At 74.8% G+C, this 18,221-nt stretch carries 16 protein-coding genes and 1 riboswitch; of the genes, 3 read left to right on the top strand and 13 right to left on the bottom strand.

From position 1 onward, the window contains the following. The 5 genes from BIV57_RS25435 to BIV57_RS21010 form a co-directional block, all read right to left on the bottom strand. The coding region (locus BIV57_RS25435) for an endonuclease/exonuclease/phosphatase family protein (protein ID WP_071658435.1) at positions 1–636 on the bottom strand (636 nt) is incomplete at its 3' end. A gap of 5 nt (positions 637–641) precedes the next feature. Then, positions 642–1,583 carry an ROK family glucokinase gene (locus tag BIV57_RS21025; protein ID WP_071658434.1) on the bottom strand — a complete coding sequence of 314 codons (942 nt, stop codon included), beginning with the start codon at positions 1,581–1,583 and terminating at the stop codon, positions 642–644. A 270-nt stretch (positions 1,584–1,853) separates the two neighbouring features. Beyond that, positions 1,854–2,381: a DUF5304 family protein gene (locus tag BIV57_RS21020; RefSeq protein WP_071658433.1), complete on the bottom strand. Its 528-nt coding sequence runs from the start codon at positions 2,379–2,381 to the stop codon at positions 1,854–1,856. 159 nt (positions 2,382–2,540) lie between these two features. Beyond that, positions 2,541–3,773 (bottom strand): ArsA family ATPase, encoded by a 1,233-nt coding sequence (locus BIV57_RS21015; protein WP_071658432.1) that lies wholly within the window; start codon positions 3,771–3,773, stop codon positions 2,541–2,543. 67 nt (positions 3,774–3,840) lie between these two features. After that, the gene (locus BIV57_RS21010; RefSeq protein ID WP_071658431.1) at positions 3,841–4,281 is read right to left on the bottom strand and encodes an SRPBCC family protein; all 441 of its coding nucleotides are present in this window, start codon (positions 4,279–4,281) and stop codon (positions 3,841–3,843) included. A gap of 262 nt (positions 4,282–4,543) precedes the next feature. Here BIV57_RS21010 and BIV57_RS21005 point away from each other — a divergent pair, with 262 nt between their 5' ends. After that, positions 4,544–6,364, top strand: coding sequence for an AMP-dependent synthetase/ligase (locus tag BIV57_RS21005; protein ID WP_071658430.1), 1,821 nt, complete (start codon positions 4,544–4,546; stop codon positions 6,362–6,364). A gap of 278 nt (positions 6,365–6,642) precedes the next feature. Further along, entirely contained in the window at positions 6,643–7,347 is a 705-nt protein-coding gene (locus tag BIV57_RS21000; protein ID WP_245797834.1) for an aggregation-promoting factor C-terminal-like domain-containing protein, read from the top strand. An 895-nt stretch (positions 7,348–8,242) separates the two neighbouring features. On the opposite strand, the gene BIV57_RS20995 is transcribed toward BIV57_RS21000, so the two are convergent. The 7 genes from BIV57_RS20995 to BIV57_RS20965 form a co-directional block, all read right to left on the bottom strand. Further along, on the bottom strand, positions 8,243–9,199 hold the full coding sequence (locus BIV57_RS20995; RefSeq protein ID WP_071658428.1) for a D-alanine--D-alanine ligase family protein: 957 nt from the start codon (positions 9,197–9,199) through the stop codon (positions 8,243–8,245). Positions 9,200–9,242: 43 nt separating this feature from the next. Further along, positions 9,243–10,553, bottom strand: a complete 1,311-nt coding sequence (locus BIV57_RS20990; protein ID WP_071658427.1) for an aminotransferase-like domain-containing protein — start codon at positions 10,551–10,553, stop codon at positions 9,243–9,245. Positions 10,554–10,671: 118 nt separating this feature from the next. Continuing rightward, positions 10,672–11,811, bottom strand: a complete 1,140-nt coding sequence (locus BIV57_RS20985; RefSeq protein ID WP_071658426.1) for a glycosyltransferase family 4 protein — start codon at positions 11,809–11,811, stop codon at positions 10,672–10,674. Between the two features lie 154 nt (positions 11,812–11,965). Next, positions 11,966–12,958 carry a hypothetical protein gene (locus tag BIV57_RS24325; RefSeq protein ID WP_139275748.1) on the bottom strand — a complete coding sequence of 331 codons (993 nt, stop codon included), beginning with the start codon at positions 12,956–12,958 and terminating at the stop codon, positions 11,966–11,968. 40 nt (positions 12,959–12,998) lie between these two features. After that, entirely contained in the window at positions 12,999–14,021 is a 1,023-nt protein-coding gene (locus BIV57_RS20975) for a C40 family peptidase (RefSeq protein ID WP_071658424.1), read from the bottom strand. Positions 14,022–14,031: 10 nt separating this feature from the next. Next, positions 14,032–14,198, bottom strand: a riboswitch (cyclic di-AMP (ydaO/yuaA leader). Between the two features lie 455 nt (positions 14,199–14,653). Continuing rightward, positions 14,654–16,003 (bottom strand): NYN domain-containing protein, encoded by a 1,350-nt coding sequence (locus BIV57_RS20970; protein ID WP_071658423.1) that lies wholly within the window; start codon positions 16,001–16,003, stop codon positions 14,654–14,656. Between the two features lie 132 nt (positions 16,004–16,135). Next, a complete protein-coding gene (locus tag BIV57_RS20965; protein WP_071658422.1) occupies positions 16,136–16,402 on the bottom strand; it encodes a hypothetical protein in 267 nt (88 codons plus the stop codon). 196 nt (positions 16,403–16,598) lie between these two features. On the opposite strand from BIV57_RS20965, the gene BIV57_RS20960 reads away from it, so the two are divergent. Next, complete coding sequence (locus tag BIV57_RS20960) at positions 16,599–16,880, top strand: Lrp/AsnC family transcriptional regulator (RefSeq protein WP_071658437.1); 282 nt, start codon at positions 16,599–16,601, stop codon at positions 16,878–16,880. Between the two features lie 54 nt (positions 16,881–16,934). Here the strand turns inward: BIV57_RS20960 and BIV57_RS20955 are convergent. Beyond that, positions 16,935–18,221: aminotransferase class V-fold PLP-dependent enzyme (locus BIV57_RS20955; RefSeq protein WP_419185736.1), on the bottom strand; the 1,287-nt coding region annotated here is incomplete at its 5' end.

Here is an 18,221-nt window from a genome sequence, read left to right as displayed (position 1 = left end):
CTCCGACGTCCACTCCCCGCCCCACGCCGCCGTCCCCCACGCATCGTCCAACTCCCCGGCGAGCAGCGACCACGCCGCGCCCCCCGGCCCCTCGTTGATGTCCCCCGCCACCACGCACGGCCCCCGCCCCGCCACCCGCTCGAGCGCGGCCCGCGCCTGCTCCGCCCGCTCCCCCGGCGACAGCGACAGGTGGCAGGACAGCGCCGTCAGGCGCGGCGCCGCGGCCCCCTCGCCGACCCGCAGCCCGGCCACCGCGAAGCCGCGCTGGTGCAGCCCCGGGGTGCGCGGCAGCAGCACGTCCTCGGTCCACTCCACCCGCATCCGCGGCGAGGTCAGCAGCATCGGGCCGGACGCCGGCCGGCCCCCGCCGACCCACAGCATCTCGCACGCCGACGCGAAGTCCGCCGACTTGCGCGCCCAGCGCCAGAACCGCGGCGCCTCCTGGACGCACAGCACGTCCGGCCGGCAGGCCCGCACCACGCGGGCCGTCTCCGCCGGATCGTCCTTCAGGGAGCGGATGTTGTAGCCCAGCACCCGCACCACCGCGGACCCGTCCGGCTCGGTCCGCCCCTCCGGCAGCTCCTCCGGAACCCCGTCCGGCAACCCCTCCGGCACCTGCTGCGGCACGCCGGCCACCGCGGCTACTTGATCCGCGCGAGGTCGGCCGCTCCGACGATGCCGGCGATCTGACCCATCGTCGCCGGCAGCACCTCGGCCACCGGCCGCTCGTCGCCGCCCGGCAGGGCCTCCCGGAAGGCGCGCCGGATCGGGGCGAGCACCAGCTCGCCCGACTCCGAGACGCCGCCGCCGAGGATGAACGCCGCCGGGTCGAAGAGCGTGGCGAGGTCCGCGAGGCCCTGCCCGACCCAGGTGGCCCAGACTCCGAGGATCTCCAGCGACGCGGTGTCCCCGGCCGCCGCGGCCTGGGTGACGTGGAAGGCGCGGACGCTGTCCGCCGTCCCGTCGCCGCGCTCCACCAGGGCCTTGGCCCGGTCGGGGTGCGCGGCGGCGAACTCCCGGCCGAAGCGGCGCAGCGCGCTGCCGGAGCCGTACTGCTCCCAGCAGCCGTACTTGCCGCAGCCGCAGAGTTTCCCGCCGGGCTCCATGTTCATGTGCCCGATCTCGCCGGCGACGCCGAACCGGCCGCGGTGCAGCCGGCGGTCGAGGATGATGCCGCCGCCGATGCCGGTGCCCAGGGTGATGCACAGGACGTCGTCGTACATGCTGCCGGCGCCGAAGCGGAACTCGCCCCACGCCGCGCAGTTGGCGTCGTTCTCGACGACCACGGGGAGGCCGGTGGCGGCCTCGGTCTTGGCCTTCAGCGGCTCGTCGCGCCAGTAGATGTTGGGGGCGAAGATGACCTTCGAGCGGCCGGAGTCGACATAGCCCGGGGCGCCGAGGCCGACGGCCTCGATCTCCCGGTCGCCGCGGACCTCCTGGACCACCTCCGCGATCGCCTCGACGGCCACGCTCGCGTCCTCGGGAGTGGGTACCTTCACCTGATTGATGACGGTGCCGTCCTGATCGACCACTCCAGCCGCGATCTTCGTGCCGCCGATGTCGACGCCGATGGTGAGTCCCATGACCTTCCTCGGTGACTCCGGGGCGGCCCGTTCCCACGTACCGCCAGCCCAACCCGGTCGGCACAGCGCCGACCCGGGGCTACCGTACCGGTTCCCATGGGGATCCGAGCGCCCAGTGTCCGTCGATCACGGCCTGTACGCCAAATGCAGGAGCAATTCCGGCTTTTCGCCCTCCCGTATTCACTCCCCGAACACGGCAGAAGCCAAAAAACGCCCCGGCACCGTCACCCGCTCCGCGGGTGGGATGCCGGGGCGCCGGGCCGGCCGCGTTCAGTCGGCGTCGTTGTCCAGGTCGATCCGCTCGCTGCGCTGCCGCCGGGCCCGCTCGTTCGCCCAGCGCCGCTCCTGGTTGCGCACCGCCGCCTGGTACGCCCGCACCAGCTCCACGCCGGCACGGGTCAGGTGGTCGAAGACGTCCGGGTTCTTCGACCGCAGCGGCAGCAGCAGCCGCACGGCCTCCTCGATCGGCGTCGGCTGCCGCTGCTCCTGGTAGCGGCGCAGGTCCTTCGCCTTGTCGGTGAGCGTGCCGAAGAGCTTCCGCGCCTCGTCCGCGATCTGGTCGACCTCGGGGATCCCCGTCAGCCCCTGGCCCTGGCCGGAGCGGCCCTCCGGCCCCTCGTCCTTGCGGAGCAGCTCGCCGCCGTCGCCGGCGTCCTCCGCCTGCTGGTCGGTGGTGGAGCCGGTGGCCCGCTCGCCGCTCCCGCGCACCGGGCGGGAGGAGGCGCGGCCCGCGTCCGCCGCCGCCGAGTCGTCCGCGCAGACCTGCGCCCACACGTCCTGGTCGTCCCCGTAGCTCATCTGGTCCTCCCAAAAAGAATCCTGCGCGCAGCCTGTCGGGTTTCCGACGCTACCCGCTGCACACCCGAAACGGGGACGGTCCGAACCCCAACAGATCCCTGATTTGGACGGGTCTGATCCGGCGTCAGCCCGGCACCGGGCCCGTTCACCGCGAGCGCGTCACCGCACCGGCCACAGGCCGGCGTCCGGACGGAACCGCACCGCCAGCACGCCGCCGCGCAGCGACGCACCGTCCACCGTGCACCGCCGCAGCGCGGACGGCAGCGTCAGCAGCCGCCGATAGGGGCCGATGCCGATCACCAGCTCGTCGCCGCAGCGGGCCAGCTCCAGGTCGGCGCGGTGCGCGCCGGGGAGCGGCATCCGCAGCACCAGCCGGCGGTCCGTGCCCTCGCCCTGCTGGTCGACGGTGAACGGCTCGTCCGGGTCGGGCCGCTCCGACGGCGGGCGCCCCACCGGGCCCGGGACGGTGCCGTAGGCGGCCGCGGCGAGCCCGGCCAGCTCCTCCGTCCCGGCCGGGTCGTGCCCGGCGTGCGGCAGCTCGTAGACGGGGACGTGCCGCTCCTCGGGGCGGGCGCACTCGTCGCGGATCTCCTTCAGGGCGGCGTGCTGCTCCCCGGAGAACGCGGCGAGCCACGGGTCCGGGGAGCCGGACGGCAGCAGCCGGTTGGCGAGCACCGCGTCCAGGTTCTGGCCGTGCAGCGCCAGCCCGGCGCGGGCCCGGCGCAGATCGGCCTCGGCGGTCGGGCCCGGCTCGACGATCAGCCGCACGGTGGTCTCCGGGTCGTCCGGGACCTCCTGGAGGCCGGACAGCTCCTCGTCCAGCCACTCCCGGGCGGAGAAGAGCCACTCGGCCGGCATCGGCACGCCCATCACGTCCGCCAGCACCGGGCGCAGCGCGCGGGCGGCCCGCCGCTCGCCGGGCAGCAGCCGGTCGAGGTAGCGGCGCAGCAGCGCGGGCAGGGTGAGGGCGGCGAGCAGCCGGGGGGTGTCGGGGGCGTCGACGACCAGCACGTCCCAGGCGCCGGAGCGGGCCTCGTCGCGCAGCGTGCGCAGCAGCACCAGCTCGGGGGCGCCGGGGACGGGCATCAGCTCCTCGGGGAGCAGCGGCTCGACGCCGAGCAGGTCGAGGGCGGGCGCCACCCGCTCCTGGACGGCGAGCGTCTCCTCGCGGAAGGCGGCCTGCGCGTCGGTGCGGGCGGCCAGCAGGTTCTCCTCGACCTCCACCGGCTCCGCGTCGCGCACCGCCACGCCCAGCAGGTCGGCCGGCGGCCGGTGGGCGTCCGTGGTGAGCAGCAGGGTGCGCAGCCCCGAGCGGGCGGCGAGGACTGCGGTGGCGGCGGCCGCGGTGGTGCGGCCCGAGCCGCCCTTCCCGGTGACGAGTACCGTGCGCATGGTCGTGCTTCGCTTCCGTTGAGGACCGCCGGAGCGGCGTGCTGCCGGCGTCTGGGGTGCCGGTGCGTCAGGTGCCGGACTCCACCCGGCGCTTGAGCCCGGAGAGGGCCTGGTCGATGATCCGCTTCTCGGCCTTCCGCTTGATGATGGCGAGCAGCGGCACCTTGAGGTCGACGGTGAGCTCGTAGGAGACCTGGGTGGTCCCGTCGAAGCCGGGGGCGAGCGTGTAGGCGCCGTTGAGCGCGCGCAGCACCTGGCTGCTCTCCAGCTTCCAGCGGGCCCGGCGCTCGCCGTCCCAGCTGTAGCGCAGCACGTGCTCGTCGCGGATCGGGCCCGCCTCGAGGACGAAGCGGACCCGGTCGGCGCGGCCGTCGTCGTGGCTGGACAGCACCTCGGCCTCCTTCACCTCGCCGGCCCACTCGGGGTACGTGGCGACGTCCGCGATGACGGCCATGACGCGCGCCGGCGCGGCGTCGATCGCGATGCTGGATCTGGTGCTGTCGACCATCCGTCCCTTGCCGTCCCTTCCCGTCCTGCGTCGTTGTCCGTCACAGTAGCCGCCCGAGGCCCGCGACGGCGTGTGTGTCCGCGTCCCGACAGGGGCCCTGTATGGTCCGGATTGCGGGGAGGCGCCCGATTGGAATACCCGTCCGGGTTCCGTGTGATCCCCGGGACAACTCCGTGTTTTGCCTGTTCAGCGTCGAATGACCGGACGTAGCGTCCCGGCGGTGCGCAAAGATGCCGCCGAGACCGGACAAGGAGCTGCCAGCGTGCGCGAGTTCAGCCTGCCCCCCGTCTACACGGTGCCGGACGGCGGGAATCTGACGGACGCGATCCGGACGAACGCCGAGCGGACGCCCGACCGGGCGGTCGCCGCCCGCCTGCGGCCGGACGGCCAATGGCAGGACGTCACCGCCGCCGCCTTCCTCGCCGAGGTGCTGGCCGCCGCCAAGGGGCTGATGGCCTCGGGCGTGGAGCCGGGCGACCGGGTGGGGCTGATGTCCCGCACCCGCTACGAGTGGACGCTGCTGGACTACGCGATCTGGTGCGCCGGCGCGGTGACCGTGCCCGTCTACGAGACCTCCTCGGCCGAGCAGGTGGCCTGGATCCTCGGCGACTCGGGGGCGGCGATCTGCCTGGTGGAGACCGCCGCGCACCGGGCCGTGGTGGAGGAGGTCCGCGAGCGGCTGCCGCGGCTGGGCCGGGTGGCGGCGATCGACGAGGGCGCGGTGGCGGAGCTGGCCGCGGCCGGCGAGCTCGCCGGCACCACCGACGCGGCGGTGCTGGAGCGGGCCTCGCTGGCCGGCCCGGACACCCTCGCCACCATCGTCTACACCTCGGGCACCACCGGCCGGCCCAAGGGCTGCGAGCTGACGCACGGCAACTTCCTCGCCGAGCTGGGCACGGTGATCGAGGTCGCCGGCCCGCTCTTCGCGCCCGGCGGCTCGCTGCTGCTCTTCCTGCCGCTCGCCCATGTGCTGGGCCGGATCCTGCAGATCGCCTGCATGATGGACGGCCTGAAGCTGGGGCACTGCCCGGACGCCAAGGAGCTGCAGGCGCAGCTGGCGACGTTCCGCCCGACGCTGGTGATCGGCGTCCCCCGGGTCTTCGAGAAGGTCTACTACGGGGCGCGCGCCAAGGCCGAGGCGGAGGGCAAGGGCCGGATCTTCAGGGCGGCCGCGGACACCGCGATCGCCTTCAGCCGCGCCCGGGACGACGACCGCGGCCCGGGCCTCGGCCTGCGGCTCCGTCACAAGCTCTTCGACAAGCTGGTCTTCGGCCGGCTGCGGGAGGCGATGGGCGGCCGGGTGCGGCACGCGATCTCCGGCGGGGCGCCGCTCGCCGAGGAGCTGGCGCACTTCTTCCGCGGCGCGGGCGTCACCATCCTGGAGGGCTACGGCCTCACCGAGACCTGCGCGGCGATCGTGCTCAACCCGGTGGACGCGCCGAAGCTGGGCACGGTGGGCCGGGTGCTGCCCTGCGCGCGGATCCGGATCGCCGAGGACGGCGAGATCCTGCTGGCCGGCGAGAACGTCTTCCGCGGCTACCGGGGCAACCCGGAGGCGACGGCGGAGGCGCTGGCCGACGGCTGGTTCCGGACCGGTGACCTGGGGCGGCTGGACGAGGACGGCTACCTGTCGGTCACCGGCCGCAAGAAGGAGCTGATCGTGACGGCGGGCGGCAAGAACGTCGCCCCCGCGGTGATCGAGGACCGGGTGCGGGCGCACCCGCTGATCGCCGAGTGCATGGTCGTCGGCGACCAGCGGCCCTTCGTGGCGGCGCTGGTGACGCTGGACCGCGAGTACCTGGCGACCTGGCGGACGGCGCACCGCAAGCCGGCCCAGGCGGAGGTCTCCGACCTCGTCCGCGACCCGGAGCTGCTCGCCGAGGTGCAGGCGGCGGTCGACGACGGCAACAAGGCGGTCTCCCGTGCGGAGGCGGTGAAGAAGTTCCGGGTGCTGACCGCGGAGTGGACCGAGGAGTCGGGCCATCTGACGCCGTCGCTGAAGCTGCGGCGGGCGGTGGTCGCGCGCGAGTTCGCGGCGGAGATCGAGGAGCTGTACCGCGCCGCGCCGGCCGCGCGGCGATGAGGCTGGTCACACGGCTTCGGGCGGCCACTACCGGGGATAGTCGACCCGGCTCGGGGGCTCTTGGGCCCTCGGCCCTGCCTCCGGGGCTCCCTGGCGCCGCGGGTGGCCGCGGTCACTCCGTGACGGCTGCCACGCGGGCCCGGAGCCTACGAGACGTAGTAGGAGAAACGGGGCTTGTACCCCATATCGGGCATTGCTAACCATTGGTCTGGTCCACGGCGATCACCTCGCCGGCGGACCGCACAGTCCCCCAGTGGAAGGCTTCCCGAATGCCGAACATGGCAGCTTCGCGCAAGGCGATCGTCGTCGGTCTCACGGCGACCCTGCTCACCGGTGGCGTGTCGGCCACCGCGGTTGCGCTCGGCAGCCAGTCCGGCGGGCCGGCGAGCGCCGCGCTGAACGTCGACTCGACCGCCGACCGGATCGCCACCGCCACCGCGGCCCAGCAGTCCGCGGCGGCGCACAAGGCCGCCGCGCACAAGCAGGCCCAGCAGGAGAAGGCCGCGCAGGACGCCGCGGCCAAGAAGAAGGCCGACGCCCGCAGCAAGGCAGAGGCCTCCCGCAAGGCCGCCGAGCAGAAGAAGCGGCAGGCCGCGTCGAACGCCGCCGCCGCGAAGGCGCGGCAGGCCGCCGCGGCGAAGGCGACGGCCGCGGCGGACGCGTCCTCCTCGTCCTCCGACGCGGCCGCCTACAGCGGGATGAGCCCGCAGGCGATCGCGCAGAAGATCGTTCCGGCGGGCCAGTGGGACGCCTTCAACGCGATCATCACCAAGGAGAGCGGCTGGGACGTCTCCGCCACCAACCCCTCCACCGGCGCCTACGGCCTGGCCCAGGCGCTGCCGGGCTCCAAGATGGCCTCGGCGGGCTCCGACTGGAAGACCAACCCGGCCACCCAGATCAAGTGGGCGCTCACCTACATGAACGAGCGCTACGGCTCCCCCCAGGCCGCCTGGACCCACGAACAGTCCAACGGCTGGTACTGACCCCCACCCCGGCGCTGCGCGCCCCCTCCCGGGTGGGATGCCGGGCCAGAGAAGCAACCACGCCCCGCCACGCCCCCGGCCCTGCGCGCGCCCGCAGGGCGGGCGAGCCCCTCGGGAAAACCCGCCGGGCGGATGAGCTGCCAGCACGCGAACCCGCAGGCCGGGGCGAAGCAGCGCTCGCGTCCCGCCCGCCAGCCCCGCGCCGTGCGCGGTCGGCCGACCGGGTGGGATGCCGGGCAGAGAAGCAACCACGTCCCGCCACACACCCGGCGCTGCGCGCCCGCAGGGCGGGCGAGGCGCCCGGGGAAACCCGCCGGGCGGATGAGGTGGCAGCACCCGAACCCGCAGGCCGGACGGGAGAAGGGGCGAAGCAGCACTCGCGTCCCGCCCGCCAGCCCCGCGCCGCGCGCGGTCGGCCGACCGGGTGGGGTGCCGGGCAGAGAAGCAACCACGCCCCGCCACGCCCCCGGCGCTGCGCGCGCCCGCAGGGCGGGCGAGGCGCCCGGGGAAACCCGCCGGGCAGAGGGGCCCTCCACCGGATCACCGGGCCCCAGCACGGGCGCATCGCAAGGCGCCGGATCGCAGCTCGTACTGGTGTCCTCGCGAGATTCGGCAATGCCGTGAGGTGCCGTGCCGGGCGCCGGGACACGGTGAACGTATCCGGTCACGGCACTAAGCGGGCTTGGCCCCGCACCCCACCCGGTCGGCGGAGCCGACCGGGTGGGGTGCCGGAGCGGAGGGGCACTCGCGTCCCCCTCGGGCGCGCAGCGTCCCCGGCGCAGGGCGGGCGAGGTGCCCGGGAAAACCCGCCGGGCGGATGAGGTGGCAGGACGCGAACCCGCAGGCCGGGGCGAAGCGGCACTGGTGTACCGCCCTCCGACCCCGCGGGGGGGTGTCACCGCTGGACCGCGACCTCGCAGAGGGTTCGGCAGAACTCGCCGAAGTCGATGCCCGCCGCGGCGAGGGCGATCGGGTAGGTGCTCGTCTCCACCATCCCCGGCGCCACGTTCGTCTCCAGCACCTGCGGCCGCCCCTCCTGATCCACGATCAGGTCCGTCCGCGACAGATCGCGCAGCCCCAGCGCGACATGCGCCTCCACCGCGATCCGCGCCGCCTCCTCGGCCGCCTCCGCGGAGATCCGCGCCGGCGCGTAAAAGTCCACCGCCCCCGCGGTGTACCGCGCCGTGTAGTCGTAGATCCCCTCCCCCACCGGCGCGATCTCCACCGCCGGCAGCGCCCGCGGCCCCGCGCCGTCGCCCAGGTCGGCGACCGCCACCGCGATCTCCGTCCCCGCCACGCACCGCTCGATCAACGCCTGGTCGTGGTAGGCGAAGCACGCCATCAGCGCCTCCGGCAGCCGCGCCGCGTCCTCCACCCGCGTCACCCCGAACGCCGAGCCGCCGGCCCGCGGCTTGACGAAGAGCGGCAGGCCCAGCACCGCCGTCACCCGGTCCACCAGCGCCGCCGCCCCCAGGTCGTGGAAGGCCTCGCGGGGCAGCGTCACCGACTTCGGCGTGGGCAGGCCCGCGCGGCCCAGCAGGTCCTTGGCCACCGACTTGTCGAACGTGCTGCGGCAGGCGTCCGGGCGGGCGCCGACGTACGGCACCCCGGCCAGCTCCAGCACCTCGCGGGCCATGCCGTCCTCGCCGGGGGCGCCGTGCAGCACCGGGAAGGCGGCGTCCGGCGGGTCGGCGGCGAGGGCCGGCAGCAGGTCGCCGTCGATGTCGCGCAGCTCGGCCTCCACGCCGGTGCGGCGCAGCGCCTCGGCGACGCGGGCACCCGAGCGGAGCGAGACCTCCCGTTCGGGCGACAGCCCCCCGGCCAGGACGATGACGCGGGCGAGGTCGCTCATGGTGGTGGGGGGATCCTTTCGGGAACGGGCAGGTGAGGGGCCGTCAGGCCAGATCGGGGGCGGGCGTCTGCGGGCCCTGGTCGGGCGCGCTCGCGGGGGCCCGGCCGAAGGTGTCGCGCAGGCTCAGCTCGGTGCCGACGACGTCGGCGAGCCGGCGCACCCCGTCGCGGATCCGCTCGGCCGGCGGGAAGCAGTAGGAGAGCCGCATGTTGGCGGTGCCGCTGCCGTCGGCGTAGAAGCCGGTGCCGGGGACGTAGGCGACGCGGGCGCCCACCGCGCGGGGCAGCATCGCCTTGGCGTCCAGCCCCTCGGGGAGGGTGAGCCAGACGAAGAAGCCGCCGGCCGGGCGCGTCCAGGTGACGCCGGGCGGCATGGTCGCGGAGAGCGCGTCGAGCATCGCGTCCCGCCGCGTCCGGTACATCTCCCGGAACTCCTTGAGCTGCTCGTCCCAGGGCTGGGTGCGCAGATAGCGGTCGACGGCGAGCTGGGCGAACGCGGAGTGCGAGAGCATCGCCGACTCGGCGGCGAGCACCAGCTTGGCCCGCACCGCCGCGGGCGCGCAGGCCCAGCCGACGCGCAGGCCGGGGGCGAGCGTCTTGGAGAACGAGCCGAGGTAGACGACGCCCTCGGGGTCGTCGGCGCGCAGCGCCCGCGTCGGCCCGGCATCGAGGTGCAGCAGGCCGTAGGGGTTGTCCTCCAGGACGAGGACGCCGTGCCGCCGGCAGATCTCCAGCACGCGCGGGCGGCGCTCGGCGGCGAGGGTGACGCCGGCCGGGTTGGAGAACGTCGGCACCGTGTAGAAGAGCTTGGCCCGGCGGCCGGCCGCGGCGAGCCGGGTGAGGTGCTCGTCCAGCGCCTCGGGGACGACGCCGTGCTCGTCCATCGGGACGTGCTCGATGCGGGCCTGGTAGGCGGCGAAGACGCCGAGCGCGGTGACGTAGGTGGGCGCCTCGGTGAGGACGGTGTCGCCCGGATCGACGAAGATCCGGGTCACCAGGTCGAGCGCCTGCTGGGAGCCGACGGTGACGATGACGTCGTCGGGGTCGGCGTCGATGCCCTCACGGGCCATCACCTCGGTGATGGACTCACGGAGCGAGGCGTCGCCCTGGGCGGAGCCGTACTGCAGCGCCTCGGCGCCGCGGTCGCGCACCAGGCCGGCCATCATGTCGCCGACCTCCTCCAGCGGGAGGGCGCCGACGGCCGGCATGCCGCCGGCGAGGGAGACGATCTCGGGGCGGGAGGCGACGGCGAACAGGGCGCGGACCTCGGAGGCGACCATTCCGGCGGCGCGGTCGGCGTAGCGGCCGCGCCAGGGGTCGGTGTTCTGCGAGGAGTGCGTGGTGTCGTCGCCCATGCGCACGAGCGTACCCGTCCGCGTCAACGCGACGGCCGCCGGTGCGGACCGTCCACCGCGTCCCCGCCGCGGCACCCCACCCGCCCGCGACCTCGGGAGCGGGGTGCCCGACCGCACCTCAGAGCAGGTCGCGCAGGCGCTCGGCGATGGTCTCCCAGCGCCACTGCGCCTCGACCCAGGCCCGACCGGCCTCGCCCATCCGCCGCCGCAGCTCGGGGTCGAGCAGCAGTTCGGCGACCCGGTCCGCGACGTGCCGCACCGACTTGCCGTCGACGACGTAGCCCGTCTCGCCCGGGATGACCGCGTCGGGCGCGCCCCCGCTCGCGCCGGCGACCACCGGCAGCCCCGTCGCCGAGGCCTCCAGGTAGACGATGCCGAGGCCCTCGACGTCCAGGCCCATCTCGCGGGTGCGGCACGGCATGGCGAAGACGTCGCCCGCGCCGTAGTACGCCGGCAGCTCCGCCTCTGGGACGCCGCCGGTGATGACGACGTGGTCCTCCAGCCGCATCCGGCGGGCGAGTTCGCGCAGCTTGCCCTCGTAGGCGCCCGGGCCGACGATCAGCAGCGCGGCGTCCGGCACGGCGGTGCGGATCCGCGGGAGTGCTCGTATCAGCGTGTCCTGGCCCTTGCGCTCCACCAGGCGGGAGACGCAGACCACCACGGGGCGGTCGGCGAGGCCCAGCCGGGCGCGCACCTCGGCGCCGCCGGAGTCGGGGTGGAAGGTCTTGACGTCGACCCCGGGCGGCAGCTGGACCATGCGTGCGGCGGCCTCCGGGGAGAGCACCGAGGCGATCCGCGACCGGGTGTACTCACCGAGGTAGGTGAGCGTGTCGGCCTGCTCGCCGCAGCGCTTGACGACCGCGTTGAGGCCGGGGAAACGCGCCCAACCGCCCTCGTGGCCGTGGGACATCGCGACGATGTTGGTCGCCCCGGCGCGGCGCATGTGGTTGCCGAACAGCCCCAGCGGCGCGGAGGCCCCGAAGACCACGTTCTTGACCTTCTCGCGGCGCACCAGCTGGGCGGCGCGGTGCGCCACCCACGGCGTGGGCAGCATGTTCGCGGTGGGGTCCCGGTAGATCGTGTAGGGCTGCTGGGAGTCCCACTCGACGACCGTGCTGCCGCCCTTGTCGCCCTTCCACTGGGGTGCGTAGACGACGACCTGCTCCGGGTCCAGACGGCTGACGAGGTTGTGCAGGAACGTCTGGATGCCACCCGGGCGGGGCGGATAGTCGTTCGTGACGATGAGGGTCTTATCCATGGCAGTGAGGAAGGTTTCGGCTCGGCGGCGGTTGGCTGTTGGGCGGTCGTCATGTCGTCGGCGTCAACAAGGGCGACTCCCGATCATCGCACCTCCCCGGCTCCGGTCGGCAAGCGGCACGGTCAATCCGAGGGGTTTTCGGGGGTGGATCCCCCTAGGGCGGGAGGTCGGCGAGGCTGTCGACCCACTCCCGGGTGAATTGTGCGAGCGAAATGCCCGACCCCGCGCGCATCGCGCGATCGGGTGACATGTGCTCGGCACCGATCCGGCGGTAGAAGGCGGTGAGGGCGGCGGCGCCGTGCTGCCGGGCGATCAGCCGGCAGGCCGTCCAGGCCAGTTCGTAGGCGGCGGCGAGCCGGGTGGGGGCCCCGGCGGCGGCCGGCGCGAAGTCGCCGTCGGCGGGCAGCGCGGCGGGGCGCCGCGAGCGCGGCTCGGTGCGCAGCTCCTCGCGCAGCTCGGCGGTGATCTGGGCGGTCGTCAGCCCGCTGCCCCGGTAGGCGATGAAGTCGGCGTACCCCTCGGAGAGCCAGGTGGGGGTGTCGGCGGAGGTGGCGTCGCGCGTGGCGACATGGGTGGCCTCGTGGGTGAGCACCACCAGCCGGCCGGTGCGGCTGAGGCCCTGCATCGCCTCGGGGTTGACGACGATGCGGCCGGCCGGGATGCCGGGCACCGCCCCGGCCTCGCCGACGGTGACGGCGGCCAGGTCGCGGTAGGTGCCGGCGGCCACATGGAGGCGGCGCTCCATCTCGGCGCGGCTGCCGAAGACCTCGACGGTGAGGTGCCGGTCCCAGTGGGTGCCCCAGACGGCGGTGACGCGCGGCACGGCCTCGTCCGCGAGGTCGGCGTAGCGGCGCAGCTCGGCGGCGGGGACGTCGCCCTGGACGGTGGAGCGGCTGCCGTGCACGGTGTGCCGGACGGCGGACGCGGTGCCGACCGAGGAGGCCGTCAGAGAGGCGGAGCGGCCGCCGGAGGGGGTGGGCGAGGAGCCGGCGGGGGCGGGGCCGCCCCCGCAGCCGGCGGCGGCGAGCAGCGCGCCGGCGGCGAGCGCGGCGCGGATCACCGTGCCGGGCCGCGCGGCGCCGGCACGCCGACGGCCCCGCCGCGGGGCTCCCGAAGGGGCGCCCTGGTGGCGGGGCCGTGTGGGCATACGCGAGTCGTCGTGGCGGCGGACGGCCGGTGAGGGGCCGTCAGCCGGGGCGGACGATGTCGTAGATCGGCATGACGCTGGCGCTCTCGTAGCGGACCACCGCGCCGGTGTGCGGGGCGTGGATGATCATGCCGTTGCCGACGTACATGCCGACGTGGCTGGCGCCGCTGTAGAAGACGATCAGGTCGCCGGGCTGGGCCTGGGAGAGGCTCCCGATCCGGGTGCCGGCGCTGGCCTGCGCCTGCGAGGTGCGCGGCAGGCTCACACCCGCGGCGCGCCAGGCCCACTGCATGAGGCCGGAGCAGTCGAAGGAGCCCGGGCCGGTGGCGCCGTAGACGTACGGCTTGCCGAGCTCGGCCTTGGCGGCGGCGAGCGCGGCACCGGCGCGGCCGGAGGCCGGCACGTTGGTGACCTTGGAGGCGGAGGACGCGGCGGAGGAGTTCTCCTGCTGCTGCATCTGCTGGCGCTGCTGGGCGGTCAGCGAGTTGAGGAGCTTCTGCGCGGCGTGGACCTTGGTCTGCAGGTCCTTCTTGTCCGAGGCGGCCTGCTTGGTGACCTTGTCCAGCGAGGCGAGCTTGGCCTCGGCGGCCTGGCGCTTGCCGTCGACGACCTTCTTCTGGGCCGCCATCTCCCGGACGGCCTCCTCCTGCTGCGCGGAGAGGTGGTCCATCGCCTGGGCCTTGTCCAGGAACTGGTCCGGGTGCGTGGAGAGCATCAGCTGGACCGTGGGGTCGATCCCGCCGCTGCGGTACTGGGCCGCAGCGATCTGGCCGATCTGGTCCTGAAGCTTGTTCAGCTTGGCCTGCTGTGCGGCGACCTGGTCCTGGAGGCGGTTGACCTCCTTCTGACCGGCCTTCTCCTTCTCCTGCGCCCCGAGGTACTTCTCGTTCGCGGCCTCGGCCTGCTCGTTGAGCTTGTCCAGCTTGGACTTGACCGAGGAGGCGGAGGGCTGCGCGTTGGCGGTGCTGGCACCGAGAGCAACAGCGGTGGCGGCCGCGGCGGTGATGACGCCGGCGCGGGCACGCGACTTGGTGATCTGCTTGGGTCGGCGGTGGGACGCCACGCGGGCGATCTCCTTCTTCCTTCGCCGCAGACCGGGTGAGCTGTCGGGTTCGGGCCGGAAGACGGGCCCTACAGCGCCTCACCGCCTCCTCGCGGAGGCGTCCCTGACGCCGATTCACCCCGGGAAGTGCATGGTTCCCCGGCTCCGCAGGTGCCCACCCGGACGCAGATGTGGTGCGCGCCCGACTGTTCGCTGCGGATTGAGCGGGAAGCCCCGTTGCCACCCGGGCTGGGTGATCGACTCTCCGAGGCTTCGGGAGCTGACAGTAGAACCGCCTTCATGATCGGTTCAAATCCTTCGGGAAAAAAATTCCGGCCATCTGTCCCACCGACCCCTCCGGGACTACGCTTCGTCACCCGCATCGGACGCCACGTCACCCCCTCGCCCGTTTTGCCCCGACCTGCCATGCGCCCTGCTCACCGGGCCTAGCAGGCCGGTGGGGAACCTCACAACCGAGTTCCGCATCGGGAGGACTGACGCGCTTTCGGACATCCGGGACGCCCCGCGTTTGGGACGGGGACCGGCGTGTCGTGGTCAACCCCGCGCCCCGCAGGGGCGCGAGGAACTGCGCAAGTGACCGAAAAGCGTGCGGAAACCGGCACCCGGCCGCACGCACCACGGAACAACTCCGGTCAGAAGCGGGCCAGCCGCTTCAGCAGCATCGCCGACGCGACCGGCCGCGCGCCGGCCTTCCGGATGCCGTCGGCGACCTCGCGGTCGGAGGAGACCACCACCACCGCGCGGCCCCGCGGTTCCGCCCGCACCAGCCGCCGGATCAGCTCGTCCGCCGTCTCGCCCGCCTTGCTGAACAGCACCCGCACCCCGCGCGGCGGCGCGAGCAGCACCGGCGCGCCCAGGTCGGCGCCGTCGAAGACGCACGTCACCTCCGCGCCCGACTGCGCGGCCAGCGCGGCGAGCCCGCCCAGCAGCCGCAGCCGCTGCTTCTCCAGCGGCAGCGTCGGATAGCCGGCCTTGGTGACGTTGTAGCCGTCCACCACCATGTGCGCCTGAGGGAGCGCCAGCAGCTGGTCGAGCAGGGCCGGATCGTCCGACGCCAGGGCGCGCGCCGCGACGTCCTCCGGCCCGGCCGCCACCGCCCGCACCGCGTCCACACCGTCCGCCGGGCGCTCCGCGTCGGAGGAGACCGGCGGCAGCGCCAGCTCGCGGCGCAGCCCGCCGGCCGCGTCCAGGACGGTGTCCAGCAGCAGCCGCAGCCGCACCTCGTCGGCGCTGCGACCCTCCCGGGACGCCTTGCGGGCCGCCTCCAGCTGCGCCTCCAGGTCCGACATCCGGCCGCGCAGCCGGCGGCCCTCCGCGTCCTGCTGGCTGCCGCGGCTGCTCGCCGCGGCCCGCTCGGCGTCCAGCTCGGCCTCCGCCTTGCGGGTCGCCGCCTGGGCGCGGCGCATCTCCGCCTCGGCGGCGCGCAGCCGCCGGCGCAGGCCGTCCGCCTCGCGCTTCGCCTCGTCCTGCGCCAGCCGGAGGCGGTCGGCGGACTGCTTGGCCGCGTCCCGCGCCTCCTCCAGCTCCTCGCGCAGGGCCGTTATGGTGCGGGTCGCCTCCGCGTCGGCGCGCTCCGCGTCCGCCTTCTGCGCCTCGTCGCCGGCGGCGGCCACCAGCTTCGTCCAGCCGTCCGGACGCACCAGGTAGGCGGCCGCGGCCACGTCCAGCGGGTCGGCGGCGGCCGGGACGGTGCCCGCCTCCAGCGCCTCCACCAGATCGGGCTGGGCGCGGCGGATCCGCTCCCCCACCCGCACCCGGAACGGCGCGTCCTGCTCCAGGGCCGCGGCCAGCGGGGTCGCCGCGTACTTGGCGCGGCGGCCGGGGGTGAAACGGGCGTACGGGCGCAGCGGGCCGGGGAGTTCGGACGGCGGGATGGCGCCCAGCGCGTCGGCGGCGACGGCGACGACCCGCTGGCGGACGCCCTCGGGGAGCGGCGCGTCCAGGGTCTCGGTCCCGCCCTGCTCAGCCACCTGCGTCACCATTTCTTCCGTTGCCCGCTCACCGTCTCCCACCCGTAGCCCGACCACCACCCCTCATCGACGGGCTCCGCCCGGCCCCGCACGCGGAGGCGCGCCTCCGCCCGTCGGCCGGGTCGTACCTTCGATTGTCCCCCGTCAGGCGGTGGAACTTTCGCTGCCCGCGCCGGGCCGCTCCACCAGCTCGATGGAATCCTCGGCGTTGCACCAGCGGCAGCGGACCTGCTCGACGGTCTCCTCCAGCACCTCGGTGTTCTCCACGCGCGCCTCGCCGGAGAGCTCGACATGGACGAACTCGACGGCGCGGCGGGTGGTGGTGACGTCGAACCGGGTGAGGTTGCCGCAGAGGGAGCAGCGCCAGCGGGTGGAGTCGGAGGGGCGGGCGACGGGTGCAGGGTCGGCCACGGCGGGTCTCCTCGCGGTCAGTGGGCCTGAAGTGCCGACGCAAGTTTAGGGGCAAGCGGAAGGGGGCCTCGGCGTCGTTCGCCCTGTGGACGCCGCCGGGCGGAGGCCGCCGACGAGGGGTGACGGCCGGGCGGCGGGCGGGCGGCTAGGCTTTGCGCGGCGGCACCGTGCCATGTCCGAGACCCGGGAGCGTTCCGTGATCACAGCGATCGTGCTCATCAAGACCAGCGTCGACCGGACGCCGGAGATCGCCGAGGCGATCTCCGCGTTCGAGAACGTCACGGAGGTCTACTCGGTGACGGGCCAGTGGGACCTGATCGCGATGGTGCGGGTGCGCGAGCACGAGGAGCTGGCGGACATCATCCCCGGCACCGTCAACAAGGTGCCGGGGGTCGAGCACACCGAGACGCATGTGGCCTTCCGCGCCTACTCCCGCCACGACCTGGAGGCCGCCTTCGCCCTCGGCCTCGACGGCTGAGGCGGCCGGGGATGCCTGGGCGGCGCCCCGCGTTCCCCGGACGGCGGGCGGCCGTCAGGCCGTGAGCTCGCGGACCGCCGCGACCAGCCGGTCGACGTGCTCGTCGGGCGTGCCCGCCCCGAAGCTGGCCCGCACCGCGGTGCCCGAGCCGTCGCCGGTGCCGCAGGCCGCGTCCGCGTCCCCGACCAGACGGCGCGTCAGCGGGTGCGCGCAGAACAGCCCGTCGCGCACGCCGATCCCGTAGCGGGACGACAGCGCCGCGGCCAGCTTCCCGCTGTCCCAGCCGTCCACCACGAAGGAGAGCACCCCGACGCCCTCCGCCGCGCCGCCGAAGAGAGACAGCAGCCGCACCCCGGGCACCGCCGCCAGGCCGTCCCGCAGCCGCGCGACCAGCGCGGCCTCGCGCGCCTCCAGGCGGTCCCAGCCGGCCTCCTGCAGCGCCTTGCACGCCGCCGCCAGCGCATGCGCGCCGATCACGTTGGGCGAGCCGGCCTCGTGCCGGGAGAGGTCCTCGTTCCACTCGACGGCGACCTCCTCGCCGTCCCGCCGCACGGCGCGCGTCGCGCCGCCGCCGGCCAGGTAGGGGCGCGCGGCGGTGAGCCAGTCCGAGCGGCCGGCGAGCACGCCCGAGCCGAACGGGGCGTAGAGCTTGTGGCCGGAGAGGGCGACCCAGTCGACGCCCAGCTCCTGGACCGACACCCGGCGGTGCGGCGCGAGTTGGGCGGCGTCCAGCACGATGCGGGCGCCGTGCCGGTGGGCGGTCTCCGCCAGCTCGCGGATCGGCCACACCTCGCCCGTCACATTGGAGGCGCCGGTGACGCACACCAGGCGCTCCCGGCGGTAGGCGGGGCGCGCGCCCAGCGCCTCGTCGAGCAGCCGCACGGCCTCCTGGGGGCTGGTGGGCGCGGCCAGGTAGTGGACGGCCTCGGCGCCGCGCTCCCAGGGCAGCAGCGCGGCGTGGTGCTCGGTCTCGAAGACGTAGACCTCGGTGCCGGCCGGCAGACAGGACGCCAGCAGGTTGAGCGAGTCCGTGGTGGCGCGGGTGAAGACCAGGTGGTCGTCGGCGCGCAGGTCGAGGAAGTCGGCGACGGTCTGGCGGGCCTCCTCGTAGATCCGGGTGGAGATCTGCGAGAGGTGGCCGGCGCCGCGGTGGACGCTGCCGTAGAACGGCACGTAGTCGGCGACGTCGTCCCAGACGCGCTGCAGGGCCGGGGCGCTGGCGGCGTAGTCGAGGGCCGCGTAGCGGACGGAGGTGCCGTCGGCGAGCGGCACCGTGACGTCCCGGCCGACGACGGGCAGCGGCAGCGCGGGCGCGCTCACGGCCTCGGCCACCGGGGCGGG

This window comes from Mangrovactinospora gilvigrisea, assembly GCF_001879105.1.
GTDB lineage: Bacteria > Actinomycetota > Actinomycetes > Streptomycetales > Streptomycetaceae > Mangrovactinospora > Mangrovactinospora gilvigrisea.
The sequence above is the reverse complement of the archived record's forward strand: the minus strand, read 5'-3'. Positions and strand labels throughout refer to the sequence as shown.